Source organism: Pseudomonas sp. YeP6b, from assembly GCF_025642995.1.
GTDB lineage: Bacteria > Pseudomonadota > Gammaproteobacteria > Pseudomonadales > Pseudomonadaceae > Aquipseudomonas.
On the sequence record NZ_CP080090.1, the window covers coordinates 5,489,022 to 5,505,646 of the forward strand.

The following is a 16,625-nucleotide window of genomic DNA, read 5'->3' on the forward strand; positions in this document are numbered from 1 at the left end:
GCATCACCTCGGTCTACCTGATAGACCGAGGTGCCTGCATCGCGGGCAAGCCCGGCGCCCACACAGTCCTCCTCCACCATTTGACCGAGTACGCCTGAAAAATAATAAGAAACCGGAGAACAACCATGTCCCTTAGCGTGTTCGACCTGTTCAAGATTGGCATCGGCCCCTCCAGCTCCCACACCGTTGGCCCGATGCGCGCCGCCGCCCGATTTGTCGAAGGCCTTAAGCGCGACAACCTGCTGAGCGCCACCACCGGCATCAAGGTGGAACTCTATGGCTCGCTGGGCGCCACTGGCAAAGGCCACGGCAGCGACAAGGCCGTGTTGCTCGGCCTGGAAGGCGAACACCCGGACACCGTGAACACTGAAACCGTGGCTGCACGCCTGGCGCAGATGCGCAGCGACGGTCGCTTGAACCTGCTCGGTGAACACAGCATTGCGTTCAACGAGAAAGAACACCTGGCGATGATTCGCAAACCCCTCGCCTACCATCCTAACGGCATGATCTTTCGTGCGTTTGACGCCGCCGGCATCCAGGTTCGCAGCCGCGAGTACTACTCGGTCGGCGGCGGTTTTGTGGTGGATGAAGACGCCGCCGGCGCTGACCGGATTGTCGAAGACACCACGCCCCTGACCTTTCCCTTCAAGCACGCCAAGGACTTGCTTGGCCATTGCGCCACCTATGGGCTGTCGATCAGCCAGGTGATGCTGACCAATGAAAGCGCCTGGCGCCCGGAAGCGGAAACCCGTGCCGGTTTGCTGAAAATCTGGCAGGTGATGCAAGACTGCGTAGACGCCGGCTGCCGCAACGAAGGGATTCTGCCCGGTGGTTTGAAGGTCAAGCGCCGCGCCGCCGCGCTGCATCGCCAGCTGTGCAAGAACCCCGAATCGGCGCTACGCGACCCGTTGTCGGTGCTCGATTGGGTCAACCTGTATGCGCTGGCGGTCAACGAAGAAAACGCCAACGGCGGGCGTGTGGTCACGGCTCCCACCAACGGCGCGGCCGGGATTGTGCCGGCGGTGTTGCATTACTACATGCGCTTTATTCCGGGCGCGAACGAAGACGGCGTGGTGCGCTTTCTGCTCACCGCCGCCGCCATCGGGATTTTGTACAAGGAAAACGCCTCGATCTCCGGTGCCGAAGTCGGCTGCCAGGGCGAGGTCGGCGTGGCCTGTTCGATGGCCGCAGGTGCACTGTGTGAAGTGTTGGGTGGCAGCGTGTCCCAAGTGGAAAACGCCGCCGAGATCGGTATGGAACACAACCTCGGCCTGACCTGCGACCCGATTGGCGGCTTGGTACAAGTGCCGTGCATCGAGCGCAATGCGATGGGCTCGGTCAAGGCGATCAATGCAGTACGCATGGCCTTGCGCGGCGATGGGCAGCACTTTGTCTCCCTCGACAAGGTCATCCGCACCATGCGCCAGACCGGCGCCGACATGAAAAGCAAATACAAGGAAACCGCCCGTGGCGGTTTGGCGGTCAACATTATCGAGTGCTGACGCTTACACACGCGTCCGCACGTTTTTCAGGAGCTGAATATGTCCACCGAAACCCTGTTGAAAACCCCACTGCATGCGCTGCACCTTGAGCTGGGCGCGCGCATGGTGCCCTTCGCCGGCTACGACATGCCGGTGCAATACCCGCTGGGCGTGATGAAGGAACACCTGCACACCCGTGAACACGCCGGGTTGTTCGACGTGTCGCACATGGGCCAGATCCGCCTGACCGGCCCGAATGCCGCCAAAGCCCTGGAAACCCTGGTGCCCGTCGACATTATCGACCTGCCGGTCGGCATGCAGCGCTACGCAATGTTCACCAATGACCAAGGTGGCATTCTTGACGACCTGATGGTGGCCAACCTGGGTAACGACGAGCTGTTCCTGGTGGTCAACGCCGCCTGTAAGGACCAGGACCTGGCGCACCTGCGCAAACACATTGGCGAGCAGTGCAGCATCGAACCGCTGTTCGAAGAACGCGCCCTGCTGGCCCTGCAAGGCCCGGCGGCGGTGAAGGTACTGGCGCGCCTGGCACCGGAAGTGACCAAGATGACCTTTATGCAGTTCGCCACCCTGCGCCTGCTGGGCGTGGACTGCTACGTCAGCCGCTCCGGCTACACGGGTGAAGACGGTTTTGAAATCTCCGTACCTTCCAGCAACGCAGAAGCGCTGGCGCGTAGCCTGCTGGCCGAGACCGAAGTGCAGGCCATCGGCCTGGGCGCGCGTGACTCGCTGCGCCTGGAAGCCGGCCTGTGCCTGTACGGCCATGACATGAACACCGACACCACACCGATTGAAGCCGGCCTGCTGTGGGCGATCTCCAAGGCCCGGCGTGCCGACGGCGCACGTGCCGGTGGCTTCCCCGGCGCCGACCGGATCTTCACCCAGCAACAAGCCGGTGTAAGCCGTAAGCGTGTCGGCCTGCTGCCACAGGAACGTACCCCGGTGCGCGAAGGCGCAGAAATCGTCGATGAGCACGGCACCGTGATCGGCAGCGTGTGCAGCGGCGGCTTTGGCCCGACCTTGGGCGGCCCGCTGACCATGGGTTACTTGGACAGCGCATTCATCGCCTTGGATACCGAAGTGTCTGCGTTGGTACGTGGGAAAAAGGTGCCACTGCGTGTAAGTAAAATGCCATTCGTGCCACAACGTTACTACCGTGGCTGATTGACTGTTTCTATAAGTAACGCGGTTGCGTTAACGCGCACTAAACTGTAACGCAACCGCCATAAAACAGTGCATTGACGATAGTCAATGCACTAATACTTAACCTATAACAAGTGATCAACTCTATCGAATAAGTGGGATCCACATTGTTGATCAAACAGCCATGAAGCCAAGCAAAACCTGGGCTTTTGACGGGGCTTGTTTTTTCTCCATTAGTTGGCGTAGAGTTTCTTCACTGTGTTTGCATGGGTCGCTTGGAACCTGGACCTGGGCAGTAGCTGAAGTAGTTGCGCTACAACCCGTTCGACGTCTCTTACTTTCCTGCAACCCAGCCCAGTACTCTTTCATGCGAAAGGGGCTGTCATTAATTTTTGCGTCAAGGAAATAAGAAAATGTCGGATAAAAGTGGACGTCAGAGCGGTACCGTCAAGTGGTTTAACGACGAGAAAGGGTTTGGTTTTATCACTCCAGAAAGCGGTCCGGATCTGTTCGTCCATTTCCGCGCTATTCAGGGCAACGGCTTCAAGAGCCTGAAAGAAGGCCAAAAAGTGAGCTTCATCGCCGTGCAAGGCCAAAAAGGTATGCAGGCTGACGAAGTACAAGCAGACGGTTGATCCTTACTGCGACAAAAAGCCCCTGATGGTGACATCAGGGGCTTTTTTATGTGCGTTTGCTCGTAAAATGGCTTTTTTCTCTAGAGAGACTGCCATGTCCAAACCCCTGCTGAGCCCCCAAGGCGAATTCCCCGCCGTTGGCCTGGGCCGTCGTCTGGCAGCGATGTTTTATGACTTTCTGTTGTGCACCGCCTTGCTGATCGTCACCGCGTTTGTCTACAAGCTGGTGTGGATGGCGTTTATCGGCGAAGCCAAGATGCGCACGCTCACCGAATCCGGCGCGCTGGACGGTGACCCGTTGCTGTCGACGATTTTGTTTTTTGTGTTGTTTGGTTTTTTCGCGAAGTTCTGGACCCATTCCGGGCAGACGCTGGGCATGCAGGTGTGGGGCGTGCGTGTACAGAACGCCGACGGCTCGCGGATCAGTCTGTGGCAGGCGCTGTTACGCTTTGTGGTGTCGATTGCGTCGTGGCTGTGCGTGGGGTTGGGGTTTATCTGGTCGTTGTTTGATAAGCAGAAACGCAGTTGGCATGACATTTATTCGGATACGCAGTTGGTGCGGGTTCCGAAGCAGAAGAAGTAATTCAAGGCAACCCAAATCAAATGTCGGAGCTGGCTGGCTTGCGATGCAGGTACCTCGGTCTATCAGGCAGACCTGGGTGATGCTATCGCAGCATAGGTATCTACACATTTTTTTATGGGTTGAGTTCTTTGGTTGTCGTGGGGCGCTGGGTGCATATCCGTTATTTGGGTAACGGCTGCGGAATTGATATGGGTTCCGCCCTTACGGCGGGTCACTTTGGAAAAAAGCCCCAAAGTAACCAAAGGGCTCTTGCCCACCACTCGGCACCTCGCCTCGGTGTGCCCCTGGCTTCACTCCGGCTTTGGACCGTGGGCCCCGCCATGCCATTTCATGTGCCCTCACTCCGGCTTTGGACCGGGCCGCCGCCATGGGCCATCCTGGCCCATCGCGGCTAAACCGGCGTCCTGCCGGTTTACCCACGCTCCAAAGCCTGCGTTCGGCCAGCGTGGTTTAACGGGGCGCCTAAGATCAAGATCAAAAGCAAGAGCACGGCGGCCTAGTAGCCGACCTGAGTGGTTGAAGCAAATCAAAAGCACGGCCGAGGCGGCCTGACAGCCGACCTGACATTTGAAACTGAACTCAATCTAATGTGGGAGCTGGCTTGCCTGCGATGCAGACACCTCGGTCTATCAAGTACACCGAGTTGATACCATCGCAGGCAAGCCAGCTCCCACAGAAAAGCAGAGCACTGCGGGGCTGGCAGCCGAACTCGGTCAAAATTGTGGGAGCGGGCTTGCTCGCGAAGGCGGTGTGGCAGTTACACATGAGCTGACTGACCCACCGCCTTCGCGAGCAAGCCCGCTCCCACATTGGGATCTCATTACATCAGCTAGATAGGGTGGTGCTCTGCTTCTGCCCTGCTTTTGCTTCTACCACTCAGGTCGGCTACTAGGCCGCCGTGCTCTTGCTTTTGATCTTGATCTTGATCTTGATCTTGATCTGAGGCGCCCCGTTAACCACGATGGCCGAACGCAGGCTTGAATCCGTGGGTAACCCGGCAGGACGCCGGGTTAGCCGCGATGGGCCAAGGATGGCCCATGGCGGCGGCCCACGGATTCAAGCCGGAGTGAGGGCATGCCGAGCCTAGGCGAGGCACCGAGTGGGGCGAAGACCTTTTGCTTACTTTTGGGTCTTTCCAAAAGTGAGCCGCTGTAAGAGCGGAACCTAAGCAGCCGTTACCGCAGCAACGGATATGTACTCACATCTACCTAAAACCCCGTCAAAAACTTAGCGCAACACAAAAAGTTGCGTAGATACCCATGCTCATCGCGGGCAAGCCAGCTCCCACAGTTTGACCGTTTTTACAGCTTGGGTCAGGCATTGCCAGCCAGTTTCAGGCGCGCAGCGTGGGTAAAATCCAGCATGCGCTTGAGCGGCCGCACCGCCTGTGGAATCACCGACGGCTCAACGAAGATCTCGTTGCTGCCCTCACGCAGGCATTGCAGCGTGCGCTCCAGCGTATTCATCGCCATCCACGGGCAGTGCGCGCAACTGCGGCATGCCGCGCCGTTACCGGCAGTCGGCGCCTCAACGAAGACTTTGTCTGGGCACAGCTGCTGCATCTTGTAGAAGATGCCGCGATCAGTCGCCACGATAAAGGTCTTGTTCGGCAAACGCTGGGTCGCCGCGATCAGTTGGCTGGTGGAACCCACCGCGTCCGCCAATTCAATCACCGCCGTCGGCGACTCTGGGTGCACCAGAATCGCGGCATCCGGGTACAGCGCCTTCATGTCTTCCAACTGCTTGGACTTAAATTCCTCGTGGACGATGCACGCGCCGTCCCACAGCAACATATCCGCACCGGTCTGGCGCTGAATGTAAGTGCCCAGGTGTTTGTCCGGGCCCCAGATAATCGTCTCGCCGTTGTCCATCAGGCTTTCGACGATTTCCAGTGCGCAGCTGGAGGTGACGACCCAATCCGCCCGGGCTTTAACTGCCGCCGAGGTGTTGGCATACACCACCACCGTGCGCTCCGGATGCTGATCGCAGAACGCCGAGAACTCATCCACCGGGCAGCCAAGATCCAGGGAGCAGGTGGCTTCCAGGGTGGGCATGAGGATGCGTTTTTCGGGCGTGAGGATTTTGGCGGTCTCGCCCATGAATCGCACGCCGGCAACCAACACGGTCTTGGCCGGGTGGGCAGCGCCGAAGCGGGCCATTTCCAGGGAGTCGGAAACACAGCCGCCGGTTTCTTCGGCCAAGGCCTGAATCACCGGGTCGCAGTAGAAGTGGGCAACCAGCACCGCGTCTTGAGCCTTGAGCTCGGCGGCGATGGCGGCACGCAGGCGCGTCTCCTCTTCGGCGCTCAGAGCCTTGGGCTGCTTGGCGTCGAGGTGGGCTTGAACCAGAAGGCGTTCGGAAATTTGCGTCATGTTCGCAAGACCTGCAGGCGCAGTTGCGCGAAAGTCGAGTGTACCACCGGCTCTGGAGCCCTTTGGGCGCCGCCGGACGAAGTGGTTGTGTTCATCAAGCACGGGTGAAGCTGCGCAAGGCTACAGAATATCGAATGGATTCAAAAGCCTAATCTGGCATTCTCGGGCACGTCTGTCGGGGGGAATAAACGGCGAAGAGCCCTGCCACAAGCCGGGCTCTTCGCGGTACAACGAAGCTCAGAAACGGTAAGTCACCGAACCACCAAAACCGTTGGCGCTGTTTTCATACTTGGCGTGGTAGGTCAGGCCCCGTGCTGGCTGAGTCTGGCGCACCTTGATCGGCTCTTCCTTCAAGTAGGAATACGCCACGTCGAAGGTCAGGTTATCGATCGGCGTGACCAGATAGCCCATCGGCACGGCAATGCCGGCGAGCAGCGGTGTGGAGGCGAGCGAAATGGAGAGCGCCAAGGCGCCTTTTAGCGTTTTTATTCATTACTAGGGCTCGAATTATTGGGCAGCGCCGTGCGTGAGGAAGTCGCTGGTGGGATAGGTATCGTAATGACATGATGAAGACCATTTAACCCACTCGGCCACACTCAAATGAATACCACTGTCGGGATGGGCCCTGAGCCAAGCGAACTGGCCACCAGCGGCCTGGGCAGGAACGAGGCATTCACCGAGCGCGTGTTGGCCAGCATCAACGACTGCATCAAGGTCCTCGACCTCGATGCCCGCCTCACCTTTATGAGTGAAGGCGGCATGAAAATCATGGAAGTCAGCGACTTCAACAGCATCCGTGGCTGCCCATGGCCCGACTTCTGGCAAGACCAGGGCAACCTGGATGCCAAGGCGGCCGTGCAGGCCGCCAAACGCGGTGAAAGCGCGAGCTTCATCGGCCCCGCCCAGACCTTGGCCGGTAACCCGAAATGGTGGCATGTGCAGGTCAGCCCGATCCTTGACAGTGCCGGCCAGCCGGAGCAGATCCTTTGCGTCTCCCGTGATATCACCGCCCTGCGTGAAGCCGAGGAGTCGTTGCGCAGCCTCAACGAATCCCTGGAACAACGGGTGGTGGAGCGCACCCGCGACCGTGACCGTATCTGGCGGCTGTCGCCGGACCTGATGCTGGTCGCCCAACTCGACGGCGTCATCTCCGCCGTCAACCCGGCCTGGACGCGCATGCTCGGCCACACCGAACACGACTTGGTGGGCAGCCAGCTGCTGGCCTTGGTGCACCCGGACGACCTGGCCGTCTCATCGTCAGCGGTCAGCCGCCTGGGGGATGGCAAGAATTTCCCCAACTTCAAGAACCGCTACCGCCACCAGGATGGCAGCTACCGCATGATTGCCTGGACCGCCGTGCCCGACAGCGACTACATCCACGCGGTGGGCCGGGATATCCAGGCCGAGGAAGAAGCCAAGGAAGCCCTGCGCCTGACGGAAGACGCCCTGCGTCAATCGCAGAAACTGGAAGCGATTGGCCAACTGACCGGCGGCGTCGCACACGACTTCAATAACCTGCTGACCGTGATCAAGTCCTGCGCTGACTTGCTCAAAACCCCTTCCCTGAGCGAAGTGCGGCGCATCAAGTACGTGGACGCCATCGCCAGCACCGTGGACCGCGCCGCGCGCCTGACCGCCCAATTGCTGACCTTCGCCCGCCGCCAAGCCTTGCGCCCGGAAGTCTTCAACGTCAGCGACAGCGTACTGCGGGTGGGCGAGATGATGGACAGCCTGACCGGCTCTCGCATCAAGGTCACTATCGAGGTACCGCAAGAAGCCTGCTTTATCAACGCCGATGAAAGCCAGTTCGATACCGCCTTGGTGAATATGGTGGTCAATGCCCGGGATGCCATGGACGGCAGTGGCCAGTTGGCGATCAAGGTAGCAACAGCTACGTGGCTGCCTTCAGTGCGTGCCCACCCGGTGCGCATCGCCGACTACGTGACCATTGAGTTGAGCGACACCGGTTCAGGCATTGCAGCGGAAAAGCTCGACGCGATCTTCGAACCCTTCTACACCACCAAGGGCATCGGCCAAGGCACCGGGCTGGGCCTGTCGCAGGTGTATGGCTTTGCCAAGCAGTCGGGCGGGGAAATTCTGGTGCAGAGCGAATGCGGCAAAGGCAGCCAGTTCATGTTGTACCTGCCCAAGGTCGAGGCCGGTGTGACGCCAGTCATCCAGGACAATCACGACGCCCTCATCGCCTCGAACTTGTGCGTGCTGATGGTCGAGGACAACGCCGATGTCGGCCTCTACACCTCGCAGACCCTGGAGCAGATGGGCTTTAAAGTGCTGTGGGTGGCAGACGCCAACAGTGCGCTGGAAGCCCTGGCGCCCAACCCGGAAAGCTTCCAGGTAGTGTTCTCCGACATCTCCATGCCGGGCATGAGCGGGCTGGAATTACTCGACGCCATCGAAGCCCTCTACCCCTGGCTGCCGGTGGTACTCACCACCGGCTACAACGATGAATACGCACGCATTGCCCAGGAAGAAGCCCAGCGCTTTGTGTTGCTGCAAAAGCCCTACTCCACCGAGGGGTTGGCCATGCTGCTGCAAAAAGTCGTCAAGAGCCGTCTGAACCTGATTGCACAAGCCTAAGCCAGAACCGGGGCTGCGCAGGCCCCGTTTATAAACACGCCGATTGAACGGTTCCTCTGCAACAATCAGAAACTGCCCCGCGCCTCTGCATTGCAACCAAAACCCGAAAATTCAACACACACTAGGTGCCCACACCGGCACCACGCACCATGTTTGCGCATTCTTTTATTGAATAACGCGGCATTCCTCACGTTTTATGCAATAAATCCTACAGCCGACGTAACAATCCGTTTAATGATGGCTCTAGTGGCAAAAGACCACTGGGCCCACGGTTTGGCTCAGGGTTATGAATCGTGTGTATGTTTACGTTAAGGATGTCGAGTGCCGAATCAGCCCTCAACACAACGCCGGTGTTGTATCCAGAGACTGGGCGTCGCCCTGCTCTGCCTGTGCGCGCTGCCGGCCGCCGCCGCCGATGGGCCGCAAGCGGGCCATGAAGCGCTGCGCTTGCAGCAGCAACAGCAGCGCGACTTGCAGCAATTACAACTGGAGCAGCGTCAACGGCAGCTGCAACGCGGCAGTTTCGGTACGCAACCGGCCACGCCGGCCTTGCCAACAGACATCGCCAAAGATGAACGCTGCTGGCCGCTGAGCGGCACGCGCCTGGCCGGGGTCACGCTGTTCAGCCAGGCTGAGCTGAACAAACGTATCGAACCCTATGTGGCGCCGTGCATGGGCGTCACCCAGATCAACCGCCTGCTGGCCGAGATCACCCAGCTGTATGTGCAAGCCGGCTATATCGCCAGCCGCCCGTACCTGATCAGCCCGCCGGCGGCCGGGCAGTCGCTGGATATTCACGTCGAAGAGGGCTACCTCGAAGCCATCGAACTGGCCGACCAGAGCCTGCCGGTGTCGTTAGGCGGCGCGTTCCCCGGGATGCTCGGCAAGCCGCTGAACCTGCGCGATTTGGAACAAGGCCTGGACCAGCTCAACCGCCTGCGCTCGGTGGACCTTACCGCCGACATCGCCCCTGGCAGTGAAGCTGGCGCCTCGCGCATCATCCTGCGTTCGCGCAGCACCGCCTCGCGCTGGGCGTTGGGGCTTGGGGTGGATAACCTCGGCAGCGCCGGCACCGGGCGTGATCGCAATGCCATCAACCTGAGCCTGGACAGCCCGCTGGAGCTCAATGATTCGCTCAACCTGAGCTTCAGCGACACGCTCAACCACGGGCCGCGCTACAGCCGCAGCAACAGCCTGTTTTATTCCATCCCTTACGGGTACTGGACCTACAGCCTGTTCGCCAGCCATAACGAATACCGCTCGCCGTTCAAGCTCAGCCGCGCCACGTTTTATAACAGCGGCCGTACCGACCAGGTCAGTTTGCGCACCGACCGCGTGCTGTGGCGCGACCAGGGCCATCAACTCAGCGCCAACCTGCAACTGGCCTACAAGGACGTCGACAGCTACCTGCAAAAGGTTCGCTTAGGCATCCAGAGCCCGACGCTGACAGTGGCCGAGGCTGGCCTGAATCTGTTCTGGCTCAACAGCGCAGTGTGGAACCTCGACGTCAATTACGCCCAAGGCCTGACGTGGTTCGGCGCCGACCGTGATGCTGACCAAACGCAAAAAAACTTGCCCCAGGCGCAATTCCATAAGTACCGCGCCAACCTCACCCAATGGCGCAACGGCCAATGGCTGGGCCAGCCGTGGCAGTGGCAGAGCCAGCTGTCGGCGCAATACAGCCCGGATGCGTTGCCTGCCATCGAACAACTGCTGGGCACCGACGATTCGGCGGTACGTGGCTACCGCGAAAACAGCGCGTCCGGGGCCATCGGTGCGGTATGGCGCAACACCTTGCGCCTGCCGTGGAGCAGCAACCTGCCGGTAAAAATCACCCCGCGCCTGGGCCTGGACAACGGCTGGCTCAAGCGCGAACACGGCGCCCAAAGCCAGCGCCTGAGCGGCGCCAGTGTCGGGCTCAACCTGAGCTGGAAAAACGTGCAACTGGACCTCGATTACCAACGCAACCTCAACACGCCCACGGGGTTTGGCCAGGAACCGGAGGTCTGGCTGACGCGCCTTAGCTTGCAGATATGAACAAACACCTGTTTAGCCTGAATTAACCGCCGTACCTGACCACCCCAGCAGCGTTGCAACGAACAACGCACGTCGCGGATCAGCCAACACAGAGCGAATTTATTTATGCCGACTAACATCCATACGTTTCACCTTTCACCCCAGGGCAAACTGCGCTGGGCCATCGCCAGCCTGTTCCTGCTGCCGCAGCTAGTGCTGGCCGGTGGCTTGACCGTCGTCGAAGGGCCTGGCGGGACCCCGCAGCTGCAAAACCAGGGCGGCGTGCCCATCGTCAATATCGTCGCGCCAAATGCCGGCGGCCTGTCCCATAACCAGTTCCTGGACTACAACGTCGACCGCCAAGGCGTGGTGTTGAACAACGCCTTGCAGGCCGGCCAATCGCAACTCGCCGGGCAGTTGGCGGCCAACCCGCAGTTCCAGGGCCAGGCGGCGAGCGTGATCCTCAACGAGGTGGTGAGCCGCAACGCCTCGGCCATCAATGGCGCCCAGGAGATTTTTGGCCGGGCCGCCGATTATGTACTGGCCAACCCCAACGGGATTTCCGTCAACGGCGGCAGTTTCATCAACACCCCGAATGCCAACTTGGTGGTGGGCCGCCCTGAGCTCAACGACGGCAAGCTACAAGGTTTGAACACGCGCGATGCCAGCGGCCAACTGACGGTGCTAGGCCAGGGCCTGCAAAACGGCGCGGGCTCGATCAACCTGATTGCGCCGCGCATCGACAGCGATGGGCGCCTCAGTGCGCGTGACCAATTGAACCTCACGGTCGGCCGCAATCAGGTCGACTACGCCAGCGGCCAGGTGCGCCAGGTCGACCCGGCGAGCAAAACCCAAGACCAGCGTATCGACGCCCGTCTGTTTGGGGCGATGCAGGCCGGCCGTATCAACATCATCAGCACCGCCGAAGGGGCCGGTGTGCGCGTGGGCGCGGTGCAAGTCGAGGGTCGCGACGGAGTGAATGTAAGCTCCGCTGGCGACCTCGATATCAGCGGCCAGGTCCACGCCAACAGCCTCGACGCCACCCGCGCCGGTGTGCAAAGCCGCCAGGGCGATGTCGACTTGCACAGCGCCAAGGACTTGAGCCTCGCCGCCACCGACGTCGGCGGGCGCAACGTCAAGCTCGACGCCGGCCGCAACCTCACCCTCAGCAGCCTGGAAAGCCGCAAGCTCCAGGAAAAGCGTGAACAGTGGAACAACAGCAACTTCCTGTTCACCTACGAAACCTATGACCGCACCACCACCGACAAGGACTCGCGCCAGCACGGCAACAACGTCGTCGCGCAACACAATGCCGCACTGTCGTCGGGTGCCAAGACCGAGATCGAGGGCAGTAAGGTCGAAGCGGGCGAAGACTTGCGCGTCAACAGCGGCGCCGACCTGCAATTGAGTGCCGCCACCGAAACCCATGAAACCCGCGACCAAGGCAACCATCGCAAGCACCTGTGGAAAGCCAACTGGGACAAGTCCAGCAGCGAACAGCGCAGCGTCACCAGCAGCCTCAAGGCCGGCAAGACCCTGGAGCTGACCAGCCAGCAAAAACTGCAGCTGCAGGGCGCCGAGCTGAAATCTGCGGGCGATATTCAATTGGCCGCCCGGCAAGTCGATATCACCAGCGCCAGCCGTACCCAGAGCAGCCGCGACAACGCTTACTCCGGCGACCTGACCGGCGGCAGCTTCTTCGGCAAGAACGGCGATGGCGATAAGGGCAAGACCCTGAACACCGGCAGCAAGGTCAACGCCGACGGCAAGCTGATCGTCAAGGCGGACGACGTGCGCATCAGCGGTAGCCAGGCGCGTGGTGGCCAACAGGCCAGCGTCATCAGCGACAAAGGCTCACTGGTGATCGACGGCGTACAAGACACCTCCCACGACAATAGCTACAGCAACGACAGCAAGTTCTTTGGTATCTCCAAGGATGAAAGCCGCAAGAACCTCAAGGACAGCACCGTCGTCGCCAGCAACCTGCGCTCGGACAGCAACCTCAAACTGCAAAGCGCCAAGGACATCAGCGTCAGCGGCTCCAAGGTCTCTGCGGCAGGCAAACTGCAAGCGGATGCCAAGGGTGACATCAAGGTCGTATCGGCTGAAAACACCTCTGACACCACCACCAGCACTCACACGCGGGGTTTCGATGGCTACGCCAAGGAAACCGCCGACGGCACCCGTCAGTACCGCGCGGGTGTGAACTATGCAGACCAGCAGCACACCAGCAAGACCGACACCACCCAGCAGCAAGCCTCCAGCCTCAGCGGCGGCAGCCTGGCCGTTACGGCCGGTGGCGACGTGAGCATCAAGGGTTCCGAGCTGAAGGCGACCCAGGGCGATGCGACCGTGAGCGGCAAAAACGTCGAGCTGTTGGCGACCGATAACAGCACCCGCAACCAAACCGACACCACCACCACCGCTGGCGGCGTGTATTACACCGGCGGCCTGGACCGAGCCGGCAATGGTGCTCAGTTCAGCCATCAGAGCAGCAATGACACCAGCCACAAAACCACGGCGCAAACCAGCAGCGTGGCGTCGGCCGGCACGTTGACGATCAACGCCGGCAACACCCTCACCAGCCAAGGCGCGCAGGTGAAGGCCGGTTCTGAGTTGCAGGTCAACGCGGCCCAGGTCGATAACCAGGCGGCGCATAACACCGAGACCGGTACCCACAAGGAGAACGGCTGGACCGCCGACGTCGGCGCTAATGTCGAATACAAAGGCCTCACCCGGCCTATCGAAAAAGCCGTCGAAGGCGTGGCGCAGGCCAAATTCCATCAGCCAGGCCTGCTGGATGCCTTCGAGCAACCGAATGTCGGGCTCGATGTGGAAATCGGCCATACCAACAAGACCCGCACACAGCAGGACAGTACCGCCGTGGTCAGCCAGTTCAGTGGTGGCACGGTGCAGGTCAATGTCGCCAACACCGTAAAAGATGAGGGCACTCAATACCGCGCCAGTGAGGGCGGGCTGAAGATCAATGCTGGCGAGCACCTCGCCACCGCCGCCGCCAACACCCACACCAGCAGCGAGCAAGGCGTTGACGCCAAAGTGGGCGTGCGCGTCTACACCACCACCGGTGAAGACTTGAACGTGCGCGGCAATGGCGCAGGCGGCAGCAGCGATGTGCGCGAGGCCAGCAGCACAGCGGTGGTCGGCAGCTACGCCGGCGCCCAGGGTGTAAACATCGAGACCCAAGGCGACGCGCGTTATGAAGGCAGCCAGTTCAACGGCGGCCAGGCGGGCGTCAACCTCAAAGCCGGTGGCGAATTGGCGCTGAACCAGGCCAACGATACCCAGAGCAACACCAATAACAGCCTGCGTGGCAGCGGTTCATTGACCGTGGGCACGGCGCCGGGCAGCAACGGTACGAACGTCAACCTCGGTGCCGGTGTGCAACTGGACGACAAGCGCCTGAACACCCAGGACAGCCTGGCGCGTGTCGCGACGCTGCAGGGCAACGGCCCGATCCAGCTCAGCAGCGGTGGCGACATGACCCTGCAAGGCACTCAGGTCGGCAGCAGCACCGCGAAGACCGGTGACATCAGCCTCAACGCTGGCGGCAAGCTGAACCTGCAAGCAGCCACCGATACTCACGTGAGCAGCGGCAGCAACCTGGGCGGCGGCCTGACGGTCGGTGCCGGCAAGACCAACAGCGCCGAAAGCAGCGGCACCACCGGCAGCCTGAGCGCCAACTTCAACATCGGCAAAGTCGCCGAAAACGACCAAGGCGTTAGCGTCGGGCAGTTGCACAGCCACGGCAAGGTGAGCCTCACCAGCGGCGCCAACGCGGCGGATGCCATCCACCTGCAAGGCACTCAGGTGGTGGCTGACAGCGTCAATCTGGATGCGCAAAACGGCGGCATCCTGCAAGAATCGGCGCAATCGACCCAGGCGCATAACAGCTGGGGCGTGACCCTGGGCGCAGGCGGCAGCGGCGGAAAAACGACCCTGGCCGACGCCGGTGAACACGACACCCCCAAGACCCAGCACGGCATCAATGCGCGGGCCAAGGTCGACGTGGATCACCTGCAAGGCACCACCCAGCACGACAGCCTGATCAAGGCGAATACGGTGGTGATCAACAGTGCCGGTGACACCCATCTGGCCGGCGCGCGGATTGAAGCCGAGCAGGTCAGTGGCAATGTCGGCGGCGACCTCGTCGTTGAGAGCCGCAAGGATCAAGTCAGCAGCACCCAAGTCAACGTCGACGCCAAGCTTGATGTCGAGAAAAACCAGCCCGGCGTGGTCAACAAACTGGCTAAGGCCAGCGGCCCGCTCAAGGACAAGGTGCAAGCCAAGGCCGAGGGCGCGTTCGACAAGCATCGCGACAAGTTGGAGAACGCCGTCGACAAGGGCACCGAGCACCTGGCCTCGGCCAAGGACAGCGTGGTCAACAGCGTTGGTAACGCCAAGGAACGCCTGGGCGAAAAACTCACCCGCAACGGTAGCTACGACGTGAACCCCGAGCCGCGTAGCGCCTTCGGTACGAGCGTGGACAAAGCCAAGGCTTACCTGGCGGACAAGAAGGATGCCGTGGGCACTCGCCTGTCGGACCTCAAGGAAAAGGTCTGGCCAAAAACCACTGACAGCTACGCCGTCAGCGGCAAGAACACCACCGGCAGCTCGGTGGCCAATACCGCCGAAAGCGTGCTGCTCGGCGACAAGAGCGGCAACACGTCCTACACCCCGACGTTGAACCTGGACGTCAGCCATGTGGTGAAAGACAGCGTCACTCAAGCATCGGGCATCCGCGGTACGCAGGGCGTCAACCTGCAGGTGAGTGGCGAAACCCGCCTGACGGGCGCGCGGATCAGCGCGGACCAGGGCAAGGTCGACCTGGGTGGTTCCAAGGTGACGGCAACGACGTTGGCCGGCAGCGACTACCGAGCCGATGTGGGGCTGAACCTGTCGAAGTCACCGGTCAACCTGGTGCTGGGCGCCAAGGACGAACTGACCCAGAAACAGGACGACGCCACGCGTAAGGATCAAGCCTTCAACCTTGGGCCGCTGCGGGTCGGCGGGCACAGTGATAGCCAAGAGTTGCAGGCTGGGATCGACCAGAGCATCAACTAAGTAGCATCGCGGCGGTGGACGTGGGCACGCCTACGTTCACCGCTGCAAACATTTCTAAATGTTCACCAACTACCTGGCCAAAGTCAGTGACAGCTGGAAAACCAAGATTGGTTTCGGCACCACCGTGCCGTGGCCGGTCAGTGTGGGCGGCAAGGGTAACGAAGGCGTTTCGGCCTACGTGAAGCAGATCAAGAACTCCATCGGCTTTGTGGAATACGCCTACGCCCTGCAGAACAAGATGACCTACGCCCAGCTGAAAAATGCGTCGGGCACATTCGTCAAACCTGACGCCAAGGCGTTCCAGGCGGCTGCGGATACCGCCGACTGGGCCAACGCCAAGGACTTCAACCTGATCATGACCAACGCCCCAGGCGAAGGCGCGTGCGCGTGCGCATTGCACGCACCATTGCGCTGCGCCCGCAGGTGTTGCTGCTGGACGAACCGACTTCAGCGCTCGACCCGATTTCCACTGGGCGTATCGAGCAGCTGATTACAGAGTTGAAGGCGCACTACACGGTGATCACCGTGACCCACAACATGCAGCAAGCCGCGCAGGTGTCGGACAACACCGCGTTCATGTTCATGGGGGAATTGATTGAGTATGGGAATACAGACGAGGTTTTTACCAAGCCGAAGATGAAGCAGACCGAGGACTATATTACCGAGCGGTTTGGCTGAGCCGTTGGCAGTGTAT

General features: G+C 60.7%; 8 protein-coding genes and 3 pseudogenes. 9 read left to right on the forward strand and 2 right to left on the reverse strand.

The annotated features are described in order from the left end of the window. The first annotated feature begins 125 nt into the window (after positions 1-125). The 4 genes from KZH41_RS24800 to KZH41_RS24815 all read left to right on the forward strand — a co-directional run bounded on the left by KZH41_RS24800 (position 126) and on the right by KZH41_RS24815 (position 3,863). Positions 126-1,502, forward strand: coding sequence for an L-serine ammonia-lyase (locus tag KZH41_RS24800; protein ID WP_263273898.1), 1,377 nt, complete (start codon positions 126-128; stop codon positions 1,500-1,502). Between the two features lie 39 nt (positions 1,503-1,541). After that, positions 1,542-2,666 (forward strand): glycine cleavage system aminomethyltransferase GcvT, encoded by a 1,125-nt coding sequence (gene gcvT, locus KZH41_RS24805; RefSeq protein ID WP_263273899.1) that lies wholly within the window; start codon positions 1,542-1,544, stop codon positions 2,664-2,666. Between the two features lie 392 nt (positions 2,667-3,058). Then, a complete protein-coding gene (locus KZH41_RS24810; RefSeq protein ID WP_094950801.1) occupies positions 3,059-3,280 on the forward strand; it encodes a cold-shock protein in 222 nt (73 codons plus the stop codon). Positions 3,281-3,374: 94 nt separating this feature from the next. Continuing rightward, complete coding sequence (locus tag KZH41_RS24815) at positions 3,375-3,863, forward strand: RDD family protein (RefSeq protein WP_094950800.1); 489 nt, start codon at positions 3,375-3,377, stop codon at positions 3,861-3,863. 1,313 nt (positions 3,864-5,176) lie between these two features. On the opposite strand, the gene nadA is transcribed toward KZH41_RS24815, so the two are convergent. Together nadA and KZH41_RS24825 are read right to left on the reverse strand one after the other, a co-directional pair. Further along, a complete protein-coding gene (gene nadA, locus KZH41_RS24820; protein WP_263273900.1) occupies positions 5,177-6,235 on the reverse strand; it encodes a quinolinate synthase NadA in 1,059 nt (352 codons plus the stop codon). Positions 6,236-6,472: 237 nt separating this feature from the next. Beyond that, positions 6,473-6,631, reverse strand: a pseudogene (locus KZH41_RS24825) (transporter); the annotation flags it as partial. Between the two features lie 204 nt (positions 6,632-6,835). Between KZH41_RS24825 and KZH41_RS24830 the strand changes: the two are divergent. From KZH41_RS24830 to KZH41_RS24850, 5 genes and pseudogenes are all read left to right on the forward strand, one after another. Further along, positions 6,836-8,833 (forward strand): PAS domain-containing sensor histidine kinase, encoded by a 1,998-nt coding sequence (locus KZH41_RS24830; protein ID WP_263273901.1) that lies wholly within the window; start codon positions 6,836-6,838, stop codon positions 8,831-8,833. A gap of 321 nt (positions 8,834-9,154) precedes the next feature. Beyond that, entirely contained in the window at positions 9,155-10,870 is a 1,716-nt protein-coding gene (locus KZH41_RS24835) for a ShlB/FhaC/HecB family hemolysin secretion/activation protein (RefSeq protein WP_094952487.1), read from the forward strand. A gap of 105 nt (positions 10,871-10,975) precedes the next feature. After that, positions 10,976-15,931 (forward strand): hemagglutinin repeat-containing protein, encoded by a 4,956-nt coding sequence (locus KZH41_RS24840; RefSeq protein WP_094952488.1) that lies wholly within the window; start codon positions 10,976-10,978, stop codon positions 15,929-15,931. Positions 15,932-15,992: 61 nt separating this feature from the next. Continuing rightward, positions 15,993-16,313, forward strand: a pseudogene (locus KZH41_RS24845) (phosphate ABC transporter substrate-binding protein PstS); the annotation flags it as partial. 2 nt (positions 16,314-16,315) lie between these two features. Beyond that, a pseudogene (locus tag KZH41_RS24850) lies at positions 16,316-16,609 on the forward strand (phosphate ABC transporter ATP-binding protein); the annotation flags it as partial. Between the last annotated feature and the right edge of the window lie 16 nt (positions 16,610-16,625).

Bases quoted from the DNA above. Each gene is read 5' to 3' on its own strand.
- nadA (WP_263273900.1), bottom strand. From the start codon at position 6,235: ATGACGCAAATTTCCGAACGCCTTCTGGTTCAAGCCCACCTCGACGCC.
- KZH41_RS24840 (WP_094952488.1), top strand. From the start codon at position 10,976: ATGCCGACTAACATCCATACGTTTCACCTTTCACCCCAGGGCAAACTG.
- gcvT (WP_263273899.1), top strand. From the start codon at position 1,542: ATGTCCACCGAAACCCTGTTGAAAACCCCACTGCATGCGCTGCACCTT.
- KZH41_RS24810 (WP_094950801.1), top strand. From the start codon at position 3,059: ATGTCGGATAAAAGTGGACGTCAGAGCGGTACCGTCAAGTGGTTTAAC.
- KZH41_RS24815 (WP_094950800.1), top strand. From the start codon at position 3,375: ATGTCCAAACCCCTGCTGAGCCCCCAAGGCGAATTCCCCGCCGTTGGC.
- KZH41_RS24830 (WP_263273901.1), top strand. From the start codon at position 6,836: ATGAATACCACTGTCGGGATGGGCCCTGAGCCAAGCGAACTGGCCACC.
- KZH41_RS24800 (WP_263273898.1), top strand. From the start codon at position 126: ATGTCCCTTAGCGTGTTCGACCTGTTCAAGATTGGCATCGGCCCCTCC.